The 16,804-nt window shown below is 45.3% G+C and carries 9 protein-coding genes; 4 read left to right on the top strand and 5 right to left on the bottom strand.

Translation table 11 applies throughout. From position 1 onward, the window contains the following. Positions 1-13: 13 nt before the first annotated feature. A complete protein-coding gene (locus AWH61_RS08280; RefSeq protein ID WP_075176779.1) occupies positions 14-1,102 on the bottom strand; it encodes a Gfo/Idh/MocA family protein in 1,089 nt (362 codons plus the stop codon). A gap of 236 nt (positions 1,103-1,338) precedes the next feature. Beyond that, the gene (locus tag AWH61_RS08275) at positions 1,339-4,170 is read right to left on the bottom strand and encodes a PAS domain S-box protein (RefSeq protein ID WP_083605897.1); all 2,832 of its coding nucleotides are present in this window, start codon (positions 4,168-4,170) and stop codon (positions 1,339-1,341) included. Between the two features lie 191 nt (positions 4,171-4,361). Between AWH61_RS08275 and AWH61_RS08270 the strand changes: the two genes are divergently transcribed. The 4 genes from AWH61_RS08270 to AWH61_RS08255 all read left to right on the top strand — a co-directional run bounded on the left by AWH61_RS08270 (position 4,362) and on the right by AWH61_RS08255 (position 9,894). Beyond that, positions 4,362-5,522, top strand: a complete 1,161-nt coding sequence (locus tag AWH61_RS08270) for an AI-2E family transporter (RefSeq protein WP_075176777.1) — start codon at positions 4,362-4,364, stop codon at positions 5,520-5,522. A 193-nt stretch (positions 5,523-5,715) separates the two neighbouring features. Next, complete coding sequence (locus tag AWH61_RS08265; protein WP_075176776.1) at positions 5,716-7,887, top strand: TonB-dependent receptor; 2,172 nt, start codon at positions 5,716-5,718, stop codon at positions 7,885-7,887. Positions 7,888-7,898: 11 nt separating this feature from the next. After that, positions 7,899-8,456, top strand: coding sequence for a hypothetical protein (locus AWH61_RS08260; RefSeq protein ID WP_075176775.1), 558 nt, complete (start codon positions 7,899-7,901; stop codon positions 8,454-8,456). Position 8,457: 1 nt separating this feature from the next. Continuing rightward, entirely contained in the window at positions 8,458-9,894 is a 1,437-nt protein-coding gene (locus AWH61_RS08255) for a PepSY-associated TM helix domain-containing protein (RefSeq protein WP_075176774.1), read from the top strand. 137 nt (positions 9,895-10,031) lie between these two features. On the opposite strand, the gene AWH61_RS08250 is transcribed toward AWH61_RS08255, so the two are convergent. Genes AWH61_RS08250 through AWH61_RS08240 form a run of 3 tightly spaced genes read right to left on the bottom strand, consistent with a single transcriptional unit; the run spans position 10,032 to position 16,761 of the window. Continuing rightward, on the bottom strand, positions 10,032-11,102 hold the full coding sequence (locus tag AWH61_RS08250; protein ID WP_075176773.1) for a cytochrome-c peroxidase: 1,071 nt from the start codon (positions 11,100-11,102) through the stop codon (positions 10,032-10,034). Then, on the bottom strand, positions 11,093-13,813 hold the full coding sequence (locus AWH61_RS08245; RefSeq protein WP_075176772.1) for a TonB-dependent receptor plug domain-containing protein: 2,721 nt from the start codon (positions 13,811-13,813) through the stop codon (positions 11,093-11,095). The genes AWH61_RS08250 and AWH61_RS08245 overlap by 10 nt, the downstream gene beginning before the upstream one ends. A gap of 17 nt (positions 13,814-13,830) precedes the next feature. Then, complete coding sequence (locus AWH61_RS08240) at positions 13,831-16,761, bottom strand: cadherin-like domain-containing protein (RefSeq protein ID WP_075176771.1); 2,931 nt, start codon at positions 16,759-16,761, stop codon at positions 13,831-13,833. Positions 16,762-16,804 lie beyond the last annotated feature (43 nt).

Below are 16,804 nucleotides of genomic sequence, written 5' to 3'. Positions count from 1 at the left end.
GCGCAAAAGCGCCTTACAACGCTACCGTTTCCCCTGTTCTCGCCGCCTTAAATATAGCGTTCACAATGCGGATATCGGCCAGACCTTCATTGCCAGTCACCATAGGTTGTCGTCCATGTAATATGGCCAGTGCATCGTTATCCATTTGCAGCGTTTGCTGCATACCGTTTATAGGAGCCAGCGTTTTTCCATCAGACGTGGTGCCCGTTACCCCGCTGTAGCTCTGCATGGGTTTAAGTTGATACCAGCCCTTTTCACAATCAGCTTTAAAATGGTTAAACCCTTTCACTACACTGGTACCGCAATCGGCCACTAGTCCGTCGCCAAAATCCATCGTAAACAAGGTCGTTTCATCAACCTCAGTAAACGTCTCTGGAAAGCGCTGTGGTGGATGACTTCCCGTTACCGCTAATGGCTCACGGCCCGTTAAAAAGCGTGCGCCGTTTATCGCGTAAACGCCCATATCATAGAGTGCACCGCCGCCCATGTGCTTTTTCATTCGCCAGTTGTCAGGCGCTCTTCCTTGTCCTGCATAACCAGCGAAGCTCGATACCGCGGTCAAGTTTCCATACGGCTTGGTTTCAAGATACTGATGAAAAGTGCGAGTATTGGGTTCGTGCTGCATGCGATAGCCTATCGACAACTGCACGCCATTTTTGTTACACGCATCTATGATAGCTTGGCATTCCTCGCTATCCATGGCCATTGGCTTTTCACACCACACATGCTTTCCGGTATTTGCGGCTTGTACCGCAAAATCCTTGTGTGTGCCAGTAGGCGTTACAACGTAAATAACATCAATATCGTCATTATTCGCAACATCTGCCATGGTGCTGTACGTGTACACATTACTGTCTTTAATGCCGTACTTTTGCTGCCACTGCGGGATCTTACTCTCGCTCCCCGTGATTATCCCCCGTAATTCACAGTGTTTAGTGTCCTGTAAGGCAGGGGCGAGTAAATTTGTGCTGTAATTGCCCAACCCTAACAGCGCCACCCCTATTTTCTTTTTCGAAGGCTGTGCCATTAAATAAGGACTGTGCGCAACCAGCAAACCTGAACCTGCTAGTTGAAGGAAGTGACGACGAGTAATGCGGGGCATTAGTACTCTCCATTAAGAAATTAATCCGTGCATGGTTTTAGTAGTACCTTTCTTACTCAGAAAGATCACAACACCGTTGCGATATTATCGAATGTGTTACCTGTAACACCATCGAAGGTTTATAGCTGACAACCAATACAGCTTTAAAGCCCTATGGCGCATCGTGCCGTTTGGTAACGCGAAACGATTTACAACAAAATCAGAGAAAAGCAGCTCACTTTTATCGACAACATAATTTACTGTTTGCGCTTTGCTCGCCAAGCTTCTGCCACGATAGGTTCAAGGTCGCTTAAATCCAAAGGTTTAACAAGGTGATGGTCAAATCCAGCTTCTTTCGAACGCTGGATGTGCGATGGTTGTCCCCATCCCGTTTGCGCGACAAATACTGTGTCAGCTAACGCGCGATTTTGACGAAGTGCCGTACATAATTCGTAACCATTCATACCCGGCATGCCGATATCCAACAACACTAAATCGGGCGTGAAAGACGCGACAGCCTTTAATGCGGATGGCCCATCTTCCACTACTTGAACCTGACACCCTTTTGCCTCCAATATCCATCCCATGGTAATAGCGGCATCTTGATTATCATCGGCAATTAAAACGTTGAGCTTTTCAGCGGTAGCGTCTACTAAGTCATGGGCCTTTTCCGGTTTACTGGCTAATTTGGGTACTTTACTTAAAACGGGTAAGGTAACGATAAACGTTGTGCCTTTATCAACGCCATCGCTTTGCACATTTACCGTTCCATCGTGCAATTCAGTGAGTTTCTTCACTAGAGTAAGGCCAATCCCCAACCCGCCTTGAGAACGTTCAAGGGCACCATCTACCTGAGTAAACATATCGAAAACCGATTTTAGTTTGTCTGCTGGAATGCCCTCTCCATTGTCTTTAACTGCAATGGTAACCTTGCCATCGCAAGTACTGATGCAGACCTCGATATTGCCACCCGGCGGAGTGTACTTTGCAGCATTGTTGATAATATTCGAGAAAATCTGCGACAACCGGATAAGGTCTCCGTTTACCCAAACGGGCTCTGCTACTTTTTCCACCAGCAGCGTATGCTGTTTTTCATCAATCAGGGGCTGAATAGTCTCAATCGCCGTATCCAGAATCTCACACAAGTTCACAGGTTTTCGATGAATTCGAATTTTCCCTCGGGTAATTCGTGACACATCCATAAGGTCATCAACAAGCCGTATCATTTGCGTTACTTGTCGTTCGACTCGACCGAATGCCTCACTCTTCTGATTTTGGCTGTAGTCGTCTGACTGCAGAATTTCCAACGCATTGCGAATTGGTGCAAGCGGATTACGTAATTCATGTGCCAACGTAGCAAGGAATTCATCTTTACGGCGATCGGCCTCTTGAAGCGCGTCTATCGCATTTCGTTCTCTCGTGGTGTCTACACCCACTCCCGGAAAACGTTCCGGCTCACCAGAGCTGTTATAAATGACTCGTCCTCTAAATGAAGCCCAGCGGACAGTGCCGTCTTTTTGTAAGATACGGTATTCTTCATCAAATGGGGTGCGGTTATTAATACTTTCACAAATAGCAGCCTCACACGCTGCTAAATCGTCTGGGTGGATATATTGTTTGGGCACTTCAATGGCTACACCGTTTTCAGCCTCATCGCTACTGAGGTTAAAGAGTTCTCCCAAACGCTCATCTGCCGTGAACAAGTTTTGCTTAATATCCCAATCCCAAATACCAAAGCTGTGTGATGCTTCCAGTGCTAAGCGTCTGCGAGACTCTGCTCGCTTAGCCATTTCTTCAGCGTGTTTACGCTCAGTAACATCTCGCGTCGAACCAGCAATGGCTTCAACGTTTCCGTCTTCACCAATAACAGGAACAAATATGTAGTCATATATACGGCGACCGTGAGTACCGGTAAAAGGAACATCACTACGAATTGGTTGCTTTGTTTCAATTACCTGACGAATCTCCTTCATGTGCATATCTGCATGCCAAGGTTCGTACCCAAGCTCTAAACATGTTTTGCCAATCGCTTCGTCCCAACTCAGCCCCCACATTTGCAGTAACGCGTCGTTGGCATACGTAAAATGCCCCTCAAGGTCGAAGATATAAAGCAAATCGGGCGTATTCGACAGAGCCGTTTCGTAAAGCCTGCGCTGTTTATTAAAAGACTCAATGTTCTCCAGTAACGCCGACTCGGCAACCCGTCGAGCGCGATTTTCGTTGTTGCGCTCGATAATGATTGCAGCGGTTTTAGACAGTGCATTAATGACGTCAATGTCATCGGGTAATGGGGTAAATCGCTCGCGATGAAATAAACAGAAAGTGCCCAGTACCGTACGACTTTCTGCAGATAAAATGGGACGACACCAAAATGATTGAAGTCCTAATGCCTGAGTGGAGAGACTAAAATCACTCGAATCAGTTTGGGCGTTGATGTGAATATTCACCACATCACGAGTTTGACAACACTTTCCTAACGGCGTTAGATCATCGATTGTAATATTCTTGAAGTACCGCCTAGTTTCTTCTGGCATCGACGGTGCAGCCGCGCTAATGAGTGATAATCCATCTTCAGATACCAAGGATATTCCACTTACAGCTTGAAAATCTGTCACCTTTTCTACTGCATTGACTAAAACGGTCAACACATCTTCTAGTGTAGCGCCAGATAACGCGAGTCTCATGGCATCTCTTTGAGACTGAGAAATGATCTGTAGCCTGCGCTTCATAGAGAAGTCATGAAACGAAAACCCCACTACACCTGCCGCAACGGGGAAAATGGTGAGCTTGAACCAGGCGTGGTCAATACCAAACCGAATTTCCGTTGTTTTACCGGGTTCCTGTTTTACTGCCAGTTCGAACTGTTGAGTAATATTCGGTACTTGCGACTGAGGAAACAAACTAAACACCGAGCTGTCGAAAAGATCAGTTTTGTCTACACCACAGATGGAACGGGCCTGATGGTTAGCGTAAATAACGTTGCCTTTAACATCGGCAAATATCACCGCATCAGTTATATTTTCTATAAGAGCTTGAAAGGGGATGTCGTCGGTAAAAGAAGATGAAGCCTTACTTATTGGCTCAGACATAATTCGCTCAAATAATGCAGAAAAAATTATACTAAAGTAGAAATCACTATTTAGCTAACGATTTACGTTAAGCAGTACAAAGCGACTTCTCTAGCGGTGCGGTAAGTGAACTTAAATGATTAAATTTTCGTAACACTTACGCTGTTACTAGTAAAAGTTCTACCAAGATCACTTTCTACCAAGGCTAAGACATGGACAACGCTGGCTCGAATCAAGATAAAGGGAACGGGAAGTATGCTGGGAAGTTCCCCAAAATAGCCCAACAAACCAGACTGCTAAATATTCTTGTGATTTTTGCTGTCATTTATACGTTGTACCTTGCCAAGTCTTTACTTGTTCCTCTTTTCTTTTCCGCCTTTGTTGCTCTGCTTTTGAGCCCTCTTGTCGCATTCGCACGCAAGTTATTCATACCTCGCACACTGTCTGCAGGAGCCCTGATTATTTTGCTGGTCGCGCCGTTTACATTTTTAGGTATAGAGCTGGCTGAGCCGGCAGAACGCTGGATGCAATCTCTCCCCAAAATTGCTGCCGAGATATCCAAAGAAATTGAAGAGATAAGCAGCAACATCGACGCTTATGCAACGCCTCCAGCTGAACCCGTTGAAAAAGAACGTTCATTCTTTAGCTGGTTTGGTGACGATGAGAAGACACCTGAACTTTCTCCATCACAAGACAATACAAACTCTGTGACGGACAAAATTAAACAAAGCGGAATAGATATTGGGCTCACACTCTTCAGTAACGCGCCATTTTTACTGGCACAGGTGCTCGCCTGTATCGTTTTAATTTTCTTCTTGTTGGTTTTTGGCCCCAACCTATTCAATGTTTTTGTAAGAGACTTCCCCATAGTTACTAACAAGCGACGAACGCTGGTATTGGTAGATCAAATTCAAAGGGAGCTGTCTTCGTATATCGTCACCATCAGCATCATAAACTCATGCTTAGGATTAGCTACAGCAGGCGTGTTTTACTATTTAGGAATAGACGATGCGTTACTTTGGGGAGCGCTGGTTGCGCTGATGAACTTTGTCCCTTACTTGGGTGGTGTGGCGAGCTGCGTGGTATTGCTGGTAGTTGGGCTTGTGCAGTTTGGGCTTACCAGCAGTGCATTTCTGCCTGCGGGTCTGTTTTTAATATTGAATATCATTGAATCACAGCTCATCACGCCCGCGGTGCTAGGAAGAAGTATGCAGCTTAACCCATTAATAATCATAATTTGGATAGCAATAACGGGTTGGCTATGGGGTGTGGTAGGCGTTTTACTTGCCGTGCCTATACTAATGTGTTTTAAGATCATTCTCGAAAATCTAGGCGTATTTGATCACTGGATTAAACTTCTCGAGTCAAAATAATTTCACTCTCTTTGCCCCATCAACCACGTTGCATGGATAGCAGCGTGTGCGGACTTTTACCTAGAATCTAGGCACAAAGCACGATAGTCCTCTTCAAATAAAAGACGAAATGCATATTTTAAAGGAACATATCCTGCCTTTTTAAAATGTAAATAGTTATCATATTCGTTGTCTTTTGATTTTTGGAGCTCCCATGAATTTGCTTAAAAGTGCCTTGGCCGTGATGATCGGCCTGTCGTGTGCAGGCGCGCCTGTATATGCACAGACAGAAAAAAATAATAATAATGATGACATTGAGCATATTACTGTTGATGCATCTCAGGTTGAATTACGAGATAGCTTTGCAGGAGGCCAAGTATCTCGCGGTGGTCGTGCGGGTATTTTAGGTAATCTCGACATGATGGACTCTCCATTTGCAAGCACCAACTTTACCGCAGACATCATAAGGGAACAGCAAGCAAGAAGTATCGCCGATGTATTGCAAAACGATCCGGTGGTTCGTGTGGCAAAAGGCTTCGGTAATTTTCAAGAGCTATACGTAATGCGCGGGTTTCCCGTTTATTCTGACGATATGACTTACAACGGATTGTACGGTGTTTTACCTCGCCAATATGTTGCTGCCGAGTTGTCAGAACGCGTTGAGGTTTTCCGTGGCGCCAGTGCATTTCTAAACGGCGCAGCACCGGGAGGGAGCGGCTTAGGTGGTTCGGTAAATATAGTGCCTAAGCGCGCGGGCGATGACCCATTAAACCGTGTAACGCTTGGATACGAGTCTCAAGGACATTGGTATGGCGCAGCAGATGTAAGCCGCAGATTTGGCGACGACAGCCAAAGTACCGGCGTAAGAGCTAATTTTGTACAACGAGGCGGCGAAACAAGCATCGATAACCAAGATCGTGAATTGAGCGTTGCTGCTATTGGCATTGATCACGATAGCGATAACTTCCGTCTTTCTTTGGATTTGGGCTACCAAGACCATCAGGTTGACTCACCACGCCCTGCAGTCACTCCTGGCAGTGCAATTCCAGAAGCGCCTGACAGCGACACCAATTTTGCCCAAGAGTGGACTTACACTAACGAGCGTCAATTTTTCGGTGCGGTTCGTGGAGAATACGATTTTACCGACAACATCACTGCATGGGCGGCGTATGGTTTCAGATCTGGTGAAGAAGATAATGTGTTTGCTAACCCTAGACAGGCAGAAGCAAATGGCGACTTTTCCGCTTACCGTTTTGATAACGTTCGAAATGATGAAATTCGCTCAGGTGAAGTGGGCCTAAATATCGAATTCAAAACCGCAAGCGTGGGACACACGATCATTACGTCTGCATCAACGTTTTCTCTAGAATCTGAAAATGCCTATGCGTTTTCTGATTTTAGCGGCTTTGCTGGAAATATTTATAATCCGGTAACGGCAACCATGCCCGATGCTGATTTCTTTATTGGTGGCGATCTTAGCAACCCACTAATCACAGAAAAAACAGACCTTTCAAGTTTTGCTCTTGCAGACATGATTTCGTTTAACGATGGAAAAGTTCTCTTAACCCTTGGTGGTCGTGTTCAAAACATTGAAACCCGCACGTTTGATTACAATACAGGTGATGAGTTGTCAGGGTACGACGAATCTCAATTCACGCCGGTTGTGGGCATTGTTTATAAATCGTCAGAACAGGTGTCTTATTACGCCAACTATATCGAGGGACTGCTTCCTGGTGAGGTAGCGCCTGCGTCAAGCGGTGGTGAACCAATTGAAAACGCGGGTGAAGTTTTTGACCCATACAGCGCCGAGCAAATAGAAGTAGGTGTGAAATATGATGCTGGGCAATACGGTGGTTCATTGAGTGTTTTCAATACCTCAAAACAAAGCTCAATTGTTGAAGACAATGTTTTCAGTACCGATGGTGAACAGCAAAACCAAGGGCTTGAGTTAAGCGTATTTGGCATGCCAACTTCAAATTTACGTATTTTGGGCGGATTCACTTGGCTCGATGCGGAAATGACGAAAACTCAAGACGGTACACTAGATGGCAAAACGGCCATTGGTGTTCCTGATTTACAAGCTAACATTAATCTTGAGTGGGATGTTGATGCCCTTCCAGGGCTTACTGTCGATGCACGTGCGGCCTATACGTCGAAACAATATGCCAGTGCCGACAATAGCCTTGAAGTCGATGCATCTAATCGTTTCGATTTAGGCGTCCGTTACAGCTTCCTTGCAGGAATGACCGACATCACACTTCGCGCTCGTGTAAATAACGTCTTTGACAATAATTACTGGGCGTCGGTAGGCGGCTTCCCTGGCTCAAACTACCTTGTATTAAGTGAACCTCGGACATTCAGACTGTCTGCTTCATTCAATTTTTAACGGGTTAAGTTATGCTACTGTCAATCGCTGCCTTTTTAGGCAGCGCATTGGCGATAGGTTTGTTTTACCGCGCTTGGCAAAGCACACAGATCGCCTTTAAACGTATAGCTAAACTCTCGGCATTGTTGTTAATGCTGGCGAGTTTAAGCCTTTGGGTTACAGAGTACGGCCCTGAATTAGGTACCTGCTACGCCGTGGTCGCTTTGTCGTTACAAGCATGGAGTTGGATTTATCTCGCCCGACAACGAATAAGTAAAGATGTAAAGCGCGTCGATTTACCGTTCGCATCTGGATTGACTACCCCGTCTACCGCTATTGCTTTTAACGCCCTCGTAAAACTACTTGGCAGTGTGTTTTTAAGTGCTATTTGCGCCATGTTAGTTACCGTAGTGTGGACAACAGCGCTTAGCATGAGCAAAGTAAACCAGATTGCACTGGGAATTTACACCATGCCTCTATTATGGGGATGTGGCGCATACTGGCTGTGTGCAGACAGTAAACTATGGCGCCCGGTTGGGGTGTTGAGTGTACTTAGCGCGTTAAGTTACTTCTACTTGTATAGTATATAAAATGAGTATTTCTATTTCTCCCAGCGCAAATAAAAGCGCCTTAAAAAGTCACGCTTGGTTAGGACTAGCCGTTAGTGTGTTGATGTATTGGGTGTGCTTTTCAGGCACTTTATCTGTTTTCTCTCAAGAACTTCTGCGATGGGAACAACCCCATATTGCAGATAATCTAGACTACACCCCTGGCAGCATTCAAAATGCTTATGAACGCTTTCTCACAATGAAAGAGGGTCAAACACAGGGAAACATTGTCATTCGCTTGCCTACGCACGATTTGCCACGCGCACGCATTAGTGCAGACGGTGAGTATTGGAATATTTCTCCAACCGGTGAATTAAGTGAACCATCCACAACCCCTATTACTGATTTGATCGTTGATTTACACACCGCTCTTCATTTGCCAGAAGACATCGGAATGATGGCCGTCAGTGTATTGGGTGCTATTTTGAGTGCATTGATTATCTCTGGCATTGTTGCTCACAGACGTATTTTTAAAGATGCCTTCCGCTTGCGAACAGGCAACAACGAGCAGCTTACACAAGGCGACTTACACAATAGAATGAGCGTGTGGGGCTTGCCATTTCACTTGATGATTGCGCTAACCGGCGTTTATTTTGGTTTAGCGTCGTTTTTAACGTCCATTTATGCCGATACCTTATATGAAGGAAACAAGCTTGATCTGTTTGCCGACATCTATGGTTCATCAATTCAGCTTGAACACCAGCCAGCCATTGCGAATATAGAAAAAGCGCTGACCGACATAATGAAAATGGAGCCCAATACCCAGCCCATTTTTGTTACTTTGGAAAATGCGACCAAAGACAATCAGTATATTCTGCTCGGCTCGCAGCACTTGGATAAGCTCATTTATTCAGAACAATACCGCTTTGATGCCAGTGGACAATACATCGATAAAGTCGGTTATTCAGATGGTGATGCTGGCCAACAAGCGATATTTTCTGTATATCGCATACACTTCGGCCACTTTGGTCCAGAAGCAATGAAGATATTCTTCGGATTAATGGGGTTCGCGTTAACCATTATTTCTGTCACCGGCATAAACTTGTGGCTGGCAAAACGCGCTAAACAAGATGCCTTAAACCAGCTTTGGCTGGGTTTTGTGTGGGGCACGCCTATCGCATTTATTTGGGCTGCATTGTTAGAGTTAACGCTGGCGCTGCCTACAAAACCTGTTTTTTGGGTAACATTGACAGCTATTCTTATCGCTTCACTAATGCAAAAAGTGCTTATGAAAACTCACCTGGTGCTGTTGAATTGTCTCGCCGCCTTGTTAGTTGTATTGGCCATTACTCACTTTGCTGTTCACTACCCTAGTTCGTTAGTCATGAACTCGCTCGTTATAGACAGCGCGTTTATCGTTTTTGCCCTGTGCGTATGGCGCTACCTATACTCGCGATTAAAGAAAGGCTGGAATGTATAGGCACATTGGTTCTAATGGGATCTGATAGAATTGAGGCAAAGTGAACATGCTTACTTATACCAATCCGGTATGCGGATTGGTATTGTTGTCAGCGTGGTCAACAGTAAAAAGCCTTCCATTTGGAAGGCTTTTTCTTTCTAAAGTATGTTAAGAAACGCCACCAGCGCATTTATTTCATCATCGCTTAAATTAAGTGGCTGTATAAGCGGGGTCGTTTTGGGATAGTGCGGATCCATTGCGTTCTTTCTATTCGGTTTTGGCCTAAAGCCTCCCGCATTGTATTGTTCAATCATGGGTCTGAATTGCACAAACAGCCCGTTGTGCATCCAAGGGCCAGTTTTAGAGACACCTAATAGTGATGGAGTTCTAAACTTCCCAATGTCCCGTACATTTTGAGTGAACTCACTTCTTCCCAAATCCTCAAAAGACAAGCCGTAACGGTGAAACCCTGTAACGTGGAAATCATTATCGCTAAGCAGTGCACCTTCGTGACATGTCATGCATTTCGCTTTCGTTCTAAAAAGGTGTAATCCTTCTAGCTGAGATTCAGAAAGCATAGCTTGTGCTTTTTTAGGCGCTTCTTGAGCCAAAGCAATAAAGCGTTGATACTTCGAGTCTGGCGGTGGGATTGTACGTTCAAACGCAACTAGAGCCATCGCTAACATCGCTGATGTGATGTGCTCTTTTCCGTAGGCTTCGTCAAACGCTGCTTTATAGTCTGTCGAAGTATTTAAGCGCTTTAGTGCTTCTTCCAATGGCAAATCCATTTCTATTGGATTTTCTATTGGCTTTAACGCTTGCTCAGTGGCAGTTTGCGCCCGACCATCCCAAAAAAAGCTTTGCCAGTGGTCAATACCAAAAATAGCCGGCGTATTGCGATTGCCTATCTGCTCTCTCACTCCTTTAGCACTTCGCAAGCCATCTTGGAATGACAGCGACTTTACATGACAGCTTGCACAGCTCACCGTATTGTCTCGTGACAAAATAGGGTCGTTAAAGAGTTTTTCACCTAGCTTTATTTGTTTTTCAGTCGCCAAAGAGCCGATTGGCGTTAGCGGCGACAAAGCGAGTGGCGCTTGGCCATCAGCGGTTATCGCTGCTGGCCATCCGTCAATAGGCGCGGCATACCATTCTCGCAATGCGTCGCCAGCAACCGCTGTTGTTACCAGAAAGCTGCAAGCAGTGGCGAATAACCTGATTAGTGCCATTGATAACCCACTTCAAACCAAATTGAACGACCGGTCTCTATACCCGAAGTGCCTGAGGTAACGGAATAAGTTCGAGCGTCAAAGAGGTTTTGAACATCTACTCTAAACCGCAGAGCATGATCGCCTACTACTTCAGGTACCCAAGTAGCAGACGCATTAACCAAAAAGCGACTTGGAACGTTCACTAGCTGATAAACAGGAACATTAAGTACCTCTTCACCATCACAAATAGAACAAATACGCAAAAGCTGTCCGCTAGACTGCACATCGTCAGTAGCAACATAATCGTCAAATGCCTGGCGATAGGAGCCTGTTACGCTAGTTGTGAAGGTGTCGGTCCATCCTGTTGTCCAGCCCACATTAAACGCCAACGGCTGTGAAAACTCAGTTTCAGCAAGGCGTAAATTATTAAGTGTCGTTTCGACATAGGTAAAGCCTGTATCTTTATCTCCGCTGCGTAAAAAGATAAGCTCATCAATAGGCGCAACATCTACGTTTTCTTCGTCGAAACTGACTTCTTCACTTATTTGGTAGGTGGTATTAAACCAAAAACTACTGGTATTAAATTGCCATGCCCACGAAAGCGAAATACGGTCGTTTTGGCCTTTACCATTATTGGTTTGCGTACGGTAGTAGTAACCGTCCTCAGGGTTGTAAACGGGGTCGCCGCTCACGGAAATCTGATCGCGACGCCAGCGTTTCACATACTCAATGGCGTAATTCCCCCAGTCAGTAGCTTGCTTCCAACCAAGTACAATTTCATCGTTGTAAGGCGTATCCAGGTTTTCAAAACGATAGCGATAATCGCTGGCACCAGATAGCGGTGACCAACCTTGAAGGTCGCCATTTAATGCAATGCTTCGGCGTTCCAGCTGATAAGGCAGCTGTGCTTCTCGCACTGCGTAAGAAAGTAGGTTGGTATCGTAATAACGGTTCGCACCAAAAGTAATGAGCTTATCGCCATCGCCGAATAAACGGTAACCGCCGCTAATACGGGGGGCAATGTTTACATTCTGTAGAAAGTCATCGTAATCCGCACGCAGCGCTGCGTTTAGTGTTACGTCGCCCAAGTCCATGCTGTCAGTAACGTGAAACGAAACATTTTGCACATTTACATCGATGTATTCTTCAGGATACACGCTTCTCAATGCGAAATACTGAGGAGACGCAGTCACAATATTTGAATACGCCAATACGTGATCAGGATTGGTAAAATCTAGAGGCTGTCCAAGCTGTGCCTCTAATTCTTCTATGGTCATTGACGTCGTTAAAGCTACGCAGTCGAACACCGCCCCGTTACAGTTCAGGTTACTCACCCCAGTGATCGGTGAGTTGTACACGTAGGTATCGTAATACCGCTGTCGCTCCAGCGACTCATTATTATACTGAAACCCAGCTTTTATGCTGTGTTCAATATCCAACCAGTTAAACGCGTTAAACCTGACTAAATTATCAAAAAAGAGCGTTTGCTGAGTTTTGTCCAAGTCGCCGTATCCACCTTGGTTCGACACAGCGGCTTCTTGCGTGGGATCTCCTATTCCCCACTCCCTTCCAATAGCTTTAGCCCAAGGATAGTAGTGAGGGTTTGCGTAGCGCGTATTGTAACTCTCTGCGAAGCTAAGCGTTGACTCAAGCGCAAAACTATCAAAACCGTGCTCAACTTTAACACTACTACTGAATCCGCCGCCTTCAATTTCAAAGTCGCTGTCAATTGCATTGGCTATGATGTCGTTGCTTGTATACGGCGAATAGTTAGCCGTTAACGTGAGCTTATCTACCCATAGATTTCGTTGGGTAAGTTTAACCAGTACGTTGGCGTTTTCGCGCTCAGTAGCAACCGGTTGATTTAGGCTTAACTTTGATATTTCACTGGTGGTGTAATTTGCTGAAACCAGCAAGTGGTAGTATTCGTTCAGCGCTTTGGCAAAATTAACGTTTAATATCTGCTTTTCAAAGGCAGGCTCATCAGGTGCCTCTTCATTGGTTTCGGTCACATCTTCAGCTAAAAAGGTTTTATAGCTATTCCAATCGCTTCGAGAAGTGCGATAGTTAAAACCAAATTCGGTTTCTTTGTAGCTTTCGCGCGTTTCTACATCTACCACGCCGCCGCTGAAACTGCCGTATTGGGCAGGCACATTGTTGGTGTAAACCGTAATGCTATCTATAATTTGTTGATTAATGTTGAAGGTTTGCGTTGTACCTTCAACATCATTTATAAGCGTGTCATTTGAACGGTAAGAGCTTGGATCTTGACGGCTGTTAAAGTTCATACCGTCAAGGAAGAAACCGGTTTGCCATGCTTCAGCGCCCATAATTGACACCCGCTGAGCCTGAATCTCTCCTTGTTCAGACGCGTCATATTGCTCAGACCCAAGCACCACACCCGGCAATAGTCCGAGTAATTCGGTAAAGTCTCCGCCCGTGCGCGGCGTATACTCAATGAAGTTTCTATCTAGCGTAAAGCGCCCTTCAACTTCTGGCACTTGCAAGCCAATAAAACGACCTTCAACTAAGATACGTTCAATTTTTTTGGCATTATCGTTTTCTTCCACACACGCCAATCGTTCAGCATCGGTCATCCTGTTCAATGCGTCTTCAGAAATGCAAACATCACTCGTAGGAGCAACTACATCTTGCTGCTGTTGGGCATTAGCAAACGTTGCGTTGGCTAATAACGACAACAGCAGCCCGCTAGGGGCTGCATATTTCATTAAAAATTACCTTATGCTTAATCTTTGTCTAGAGGGTTTAGATCGTTAGGATCTTCAATGCCGTCGTTATCAGCGTCGTTGTCTGTACTAAGTCCAGACTCAGAGATAGCGTCTTCGGTCGCATTTAATAAGAAAAAGTTGGGAAGACCATCATTGTCAGTATCTACGTTGGCTATTGCCGATGCTGGGAAGTCATCTTGGGTCGCCATTGTTTCCGCTATAACTGCAAATAAGGCTTCGCTATCCGCAGTGGTGTAGATTTCGTTAACAGATAACGACTGCGCGTCTTCGTAATTACCTAACCATGCATATTGCTCAATGAATGATTCGTAAAAATCGACGTTTTCGCTGTCTGCAAACTCAGATGTTGCTGCCAGCAAGCTTTCAAGTAAAGCAGCGCCTGTAGCTTTGATACTGCTGATAGCTTGAGCATATTCTTCATTCAGACCAGCATGCTTTTTAGTGGCAAATAGCAGGTTATCAATATTTAAAAATGCGTTGCTATAATCTGGTTCGAAAACCGCTTCAAGCTCACCAAGAATATCGTCTACCGCGTCAACCTTGTCTTCTATTGTGGCCGCGTTAGATACCGCTTCTACAGCCTGCTCCGCGATGGTAGAGAACATAGAGGCCGCCGCTTCAAGCTCGCCTAGCGACGCAAATGCATTGGCAATATAGATTCTGGATTCGAACAAGCTGCTAAGATCTTCATCGTCTCCTGCAAGGGCTTCTACATTGGCTTGAGCTGCGCTTATGGCACTTTGCATACCTTCTTCGTTACCCAGTGCACGCTGGATAAAAGCGGCATTGATAAACGCATTCATTTTTTGGAGCTCTGAGGCTTGGCTATCTTCGCCAAAGTACAAAGCCACTATATCTAAACACTTACCATAGAGAGTATTTCGCGTCTCATTGTCACCGCCAAATTCCGCGTAAAGCTCGACGAAACGACTACAGCCATAGTTTTCCACCAGTTTATCTACGTTGTAACCAACGTCATCAAAATAAGCCTGGGTGGATAGCACGTCGATAGCCGCTGTTGTCATTTGTCGAGCTTCAGCATTCAGGCCTGAATAGTGTAAAAACCACGCTGCACGCTTATCCAGAAAACCAGCATCATCCTGTTCTACTAGGGCTTCAACCACGTATTCGGTGTCAGTGTAGGTTTCAGTAAAGGTATGGGTAAGCGCTTCAATAAGCGGGGTAATATCATCACCGTTAAATGCGCTGCTTACAATGCTGTAAGCATAGTGATCGCGATACGCTTTCTTAGTGTCTAAATCTGTTGAGCCCTCTTCCTCTTCTACTAACATTAGCGGTAAATTACCAATAGCAGTCTCGGTAGAGTTTGCCGCAATATAATCTGGATAAAGAGCAGCGAAGGGACCAGTCAGGTTACCCAGTCCCGTTGGGTAGCGACTTAACGTTTCTTCTGCATAGTCAGCCACATCAACGCGATAAGCATCGTCATAGTCAGCGGTCACATACATTGATATACCGCGTGCTAATGAGGTTTTTGCTCTGTGCGTCAGCTCTGCTTTCTGTTCATCGCTGCCGATTAGGCTAGCGGCATATGCGTAGCGCGTCGCTTCGACTAGCAGTAACGTACGACTAGTAAAATTGTTGTTTCCCCTTACCGTATTAAAGCTTGTGGTATCCGCAATGTGAATTGCGTAGTCTAACGCGGTAATGACTGATTCGTAGTTTAAATCAGACTGCTGCGTAGCGTAGGCTTCTACACGGCTCGCCAATAAGTCTGTAGCTAAAACGCCAAATTTTCCGTGTGCGCTGGTACGCGCTTGGGTCAAATCAGACAATTCTTCGGCGTAGGCTCGGGTTATGTTTAATACAACTACTGCAGAATCAAAGTCATCGGCGTCGATATAATCTTCAACAAGCTTTCGATAAAAGGTGGCATCACTTGTACTTAAGTTATCTAAACCAAGCTCGGCAATATACGCATTTTTCTGAACGACGGCTTCGGTTCTGAAAGTTTTTGCAGTGTCACTTTCCCCAATTCTTTCCAGTTCATTAGCACTTAAGCGCAGCGCTTCAGCTTTACCTGAACGGGTGATGACCTTCTCATTGATAGTTTGTAAACTTAAGTCTGCAAAGCCTGCTATTGCATAGCCAACGGCAATATTGATGTAGGCATCTTCTGCCACTTCGGCGTCAGTAATGACAAAAACATCGTTCGTACCATCCCTTACCACCATATTTTCGGCGTTTGTAATATGTGAATGAGGCGAAGCGTAATAATAAGTAAGTTTGTCCTCATTACTCACATACGAGGCACCTAAATCGATAGTACCAAGCACTGGCTCACCGATGCCATCTGACACACTCACTACAAAGCTGTCGTCAACCGTGGCAAGTTCGTTCGCGACAAAAGTAAACGCCCCAGTTGCGCTATCAATGTCTACTACGCCTTGTTCAGGTTGGGCATTCACGGTAAACGTCAATGTATCCCCATCAACGTCTGTGGCCTCGATAATTCCGGTTGTTTCGCCGTTACTACCGACAACTAGCGATGAGGTCTGAATGACAGGTAAATCGTTTACATTTGTAACCGTAAAAGAAATCGATGCACTTACTGACTCGATACTGTCTGATACTGTGATGCTTGCCGTGTCTTCACCAAAGAAGTCGGCACTAGGGGTGTAAACAAAACTACCGTCTTGGCTTACGGTTAAGCTTCCATTAGAGGGGCTTGTACCCACTGAAAACCCTAGCGTGTCACCGTCTGAATCTGACGCCACAACCGTTCCGGTTGCGGTATTATCTTCAAGCGTAGTTATGGATAAACTAGCTTGGCTTAAGCTTGGCGCGTTATTGCCTCCACTTCCGCCGCCGCATGCAGTTAACGCTAAAACAGTCGTAGTCAAACACGCCAGTTTTACGTTAATTCTTCGTCTATTTTCTTTGTTTTGAACGAACTCAAGTGCCATGTATGCCAACTCCAAGCAAAAAGGGAGCGCATACTAATAAATA

It is taken from the genome of Alteromonas sp. W12 (assembly GCF_001924945.1).
GTDB lineage: Bacteria > Pseudomonadota > Gammaproteobacteria > Enterobacterales > Alteromonadaceae > Alteromonas > Alteromonas macleodii.
The sequence above is the reverse complement of the archived record's forward strand: the minus strand, read 5'-3'. Positions and strand labels throughout refer to the sequence as shown.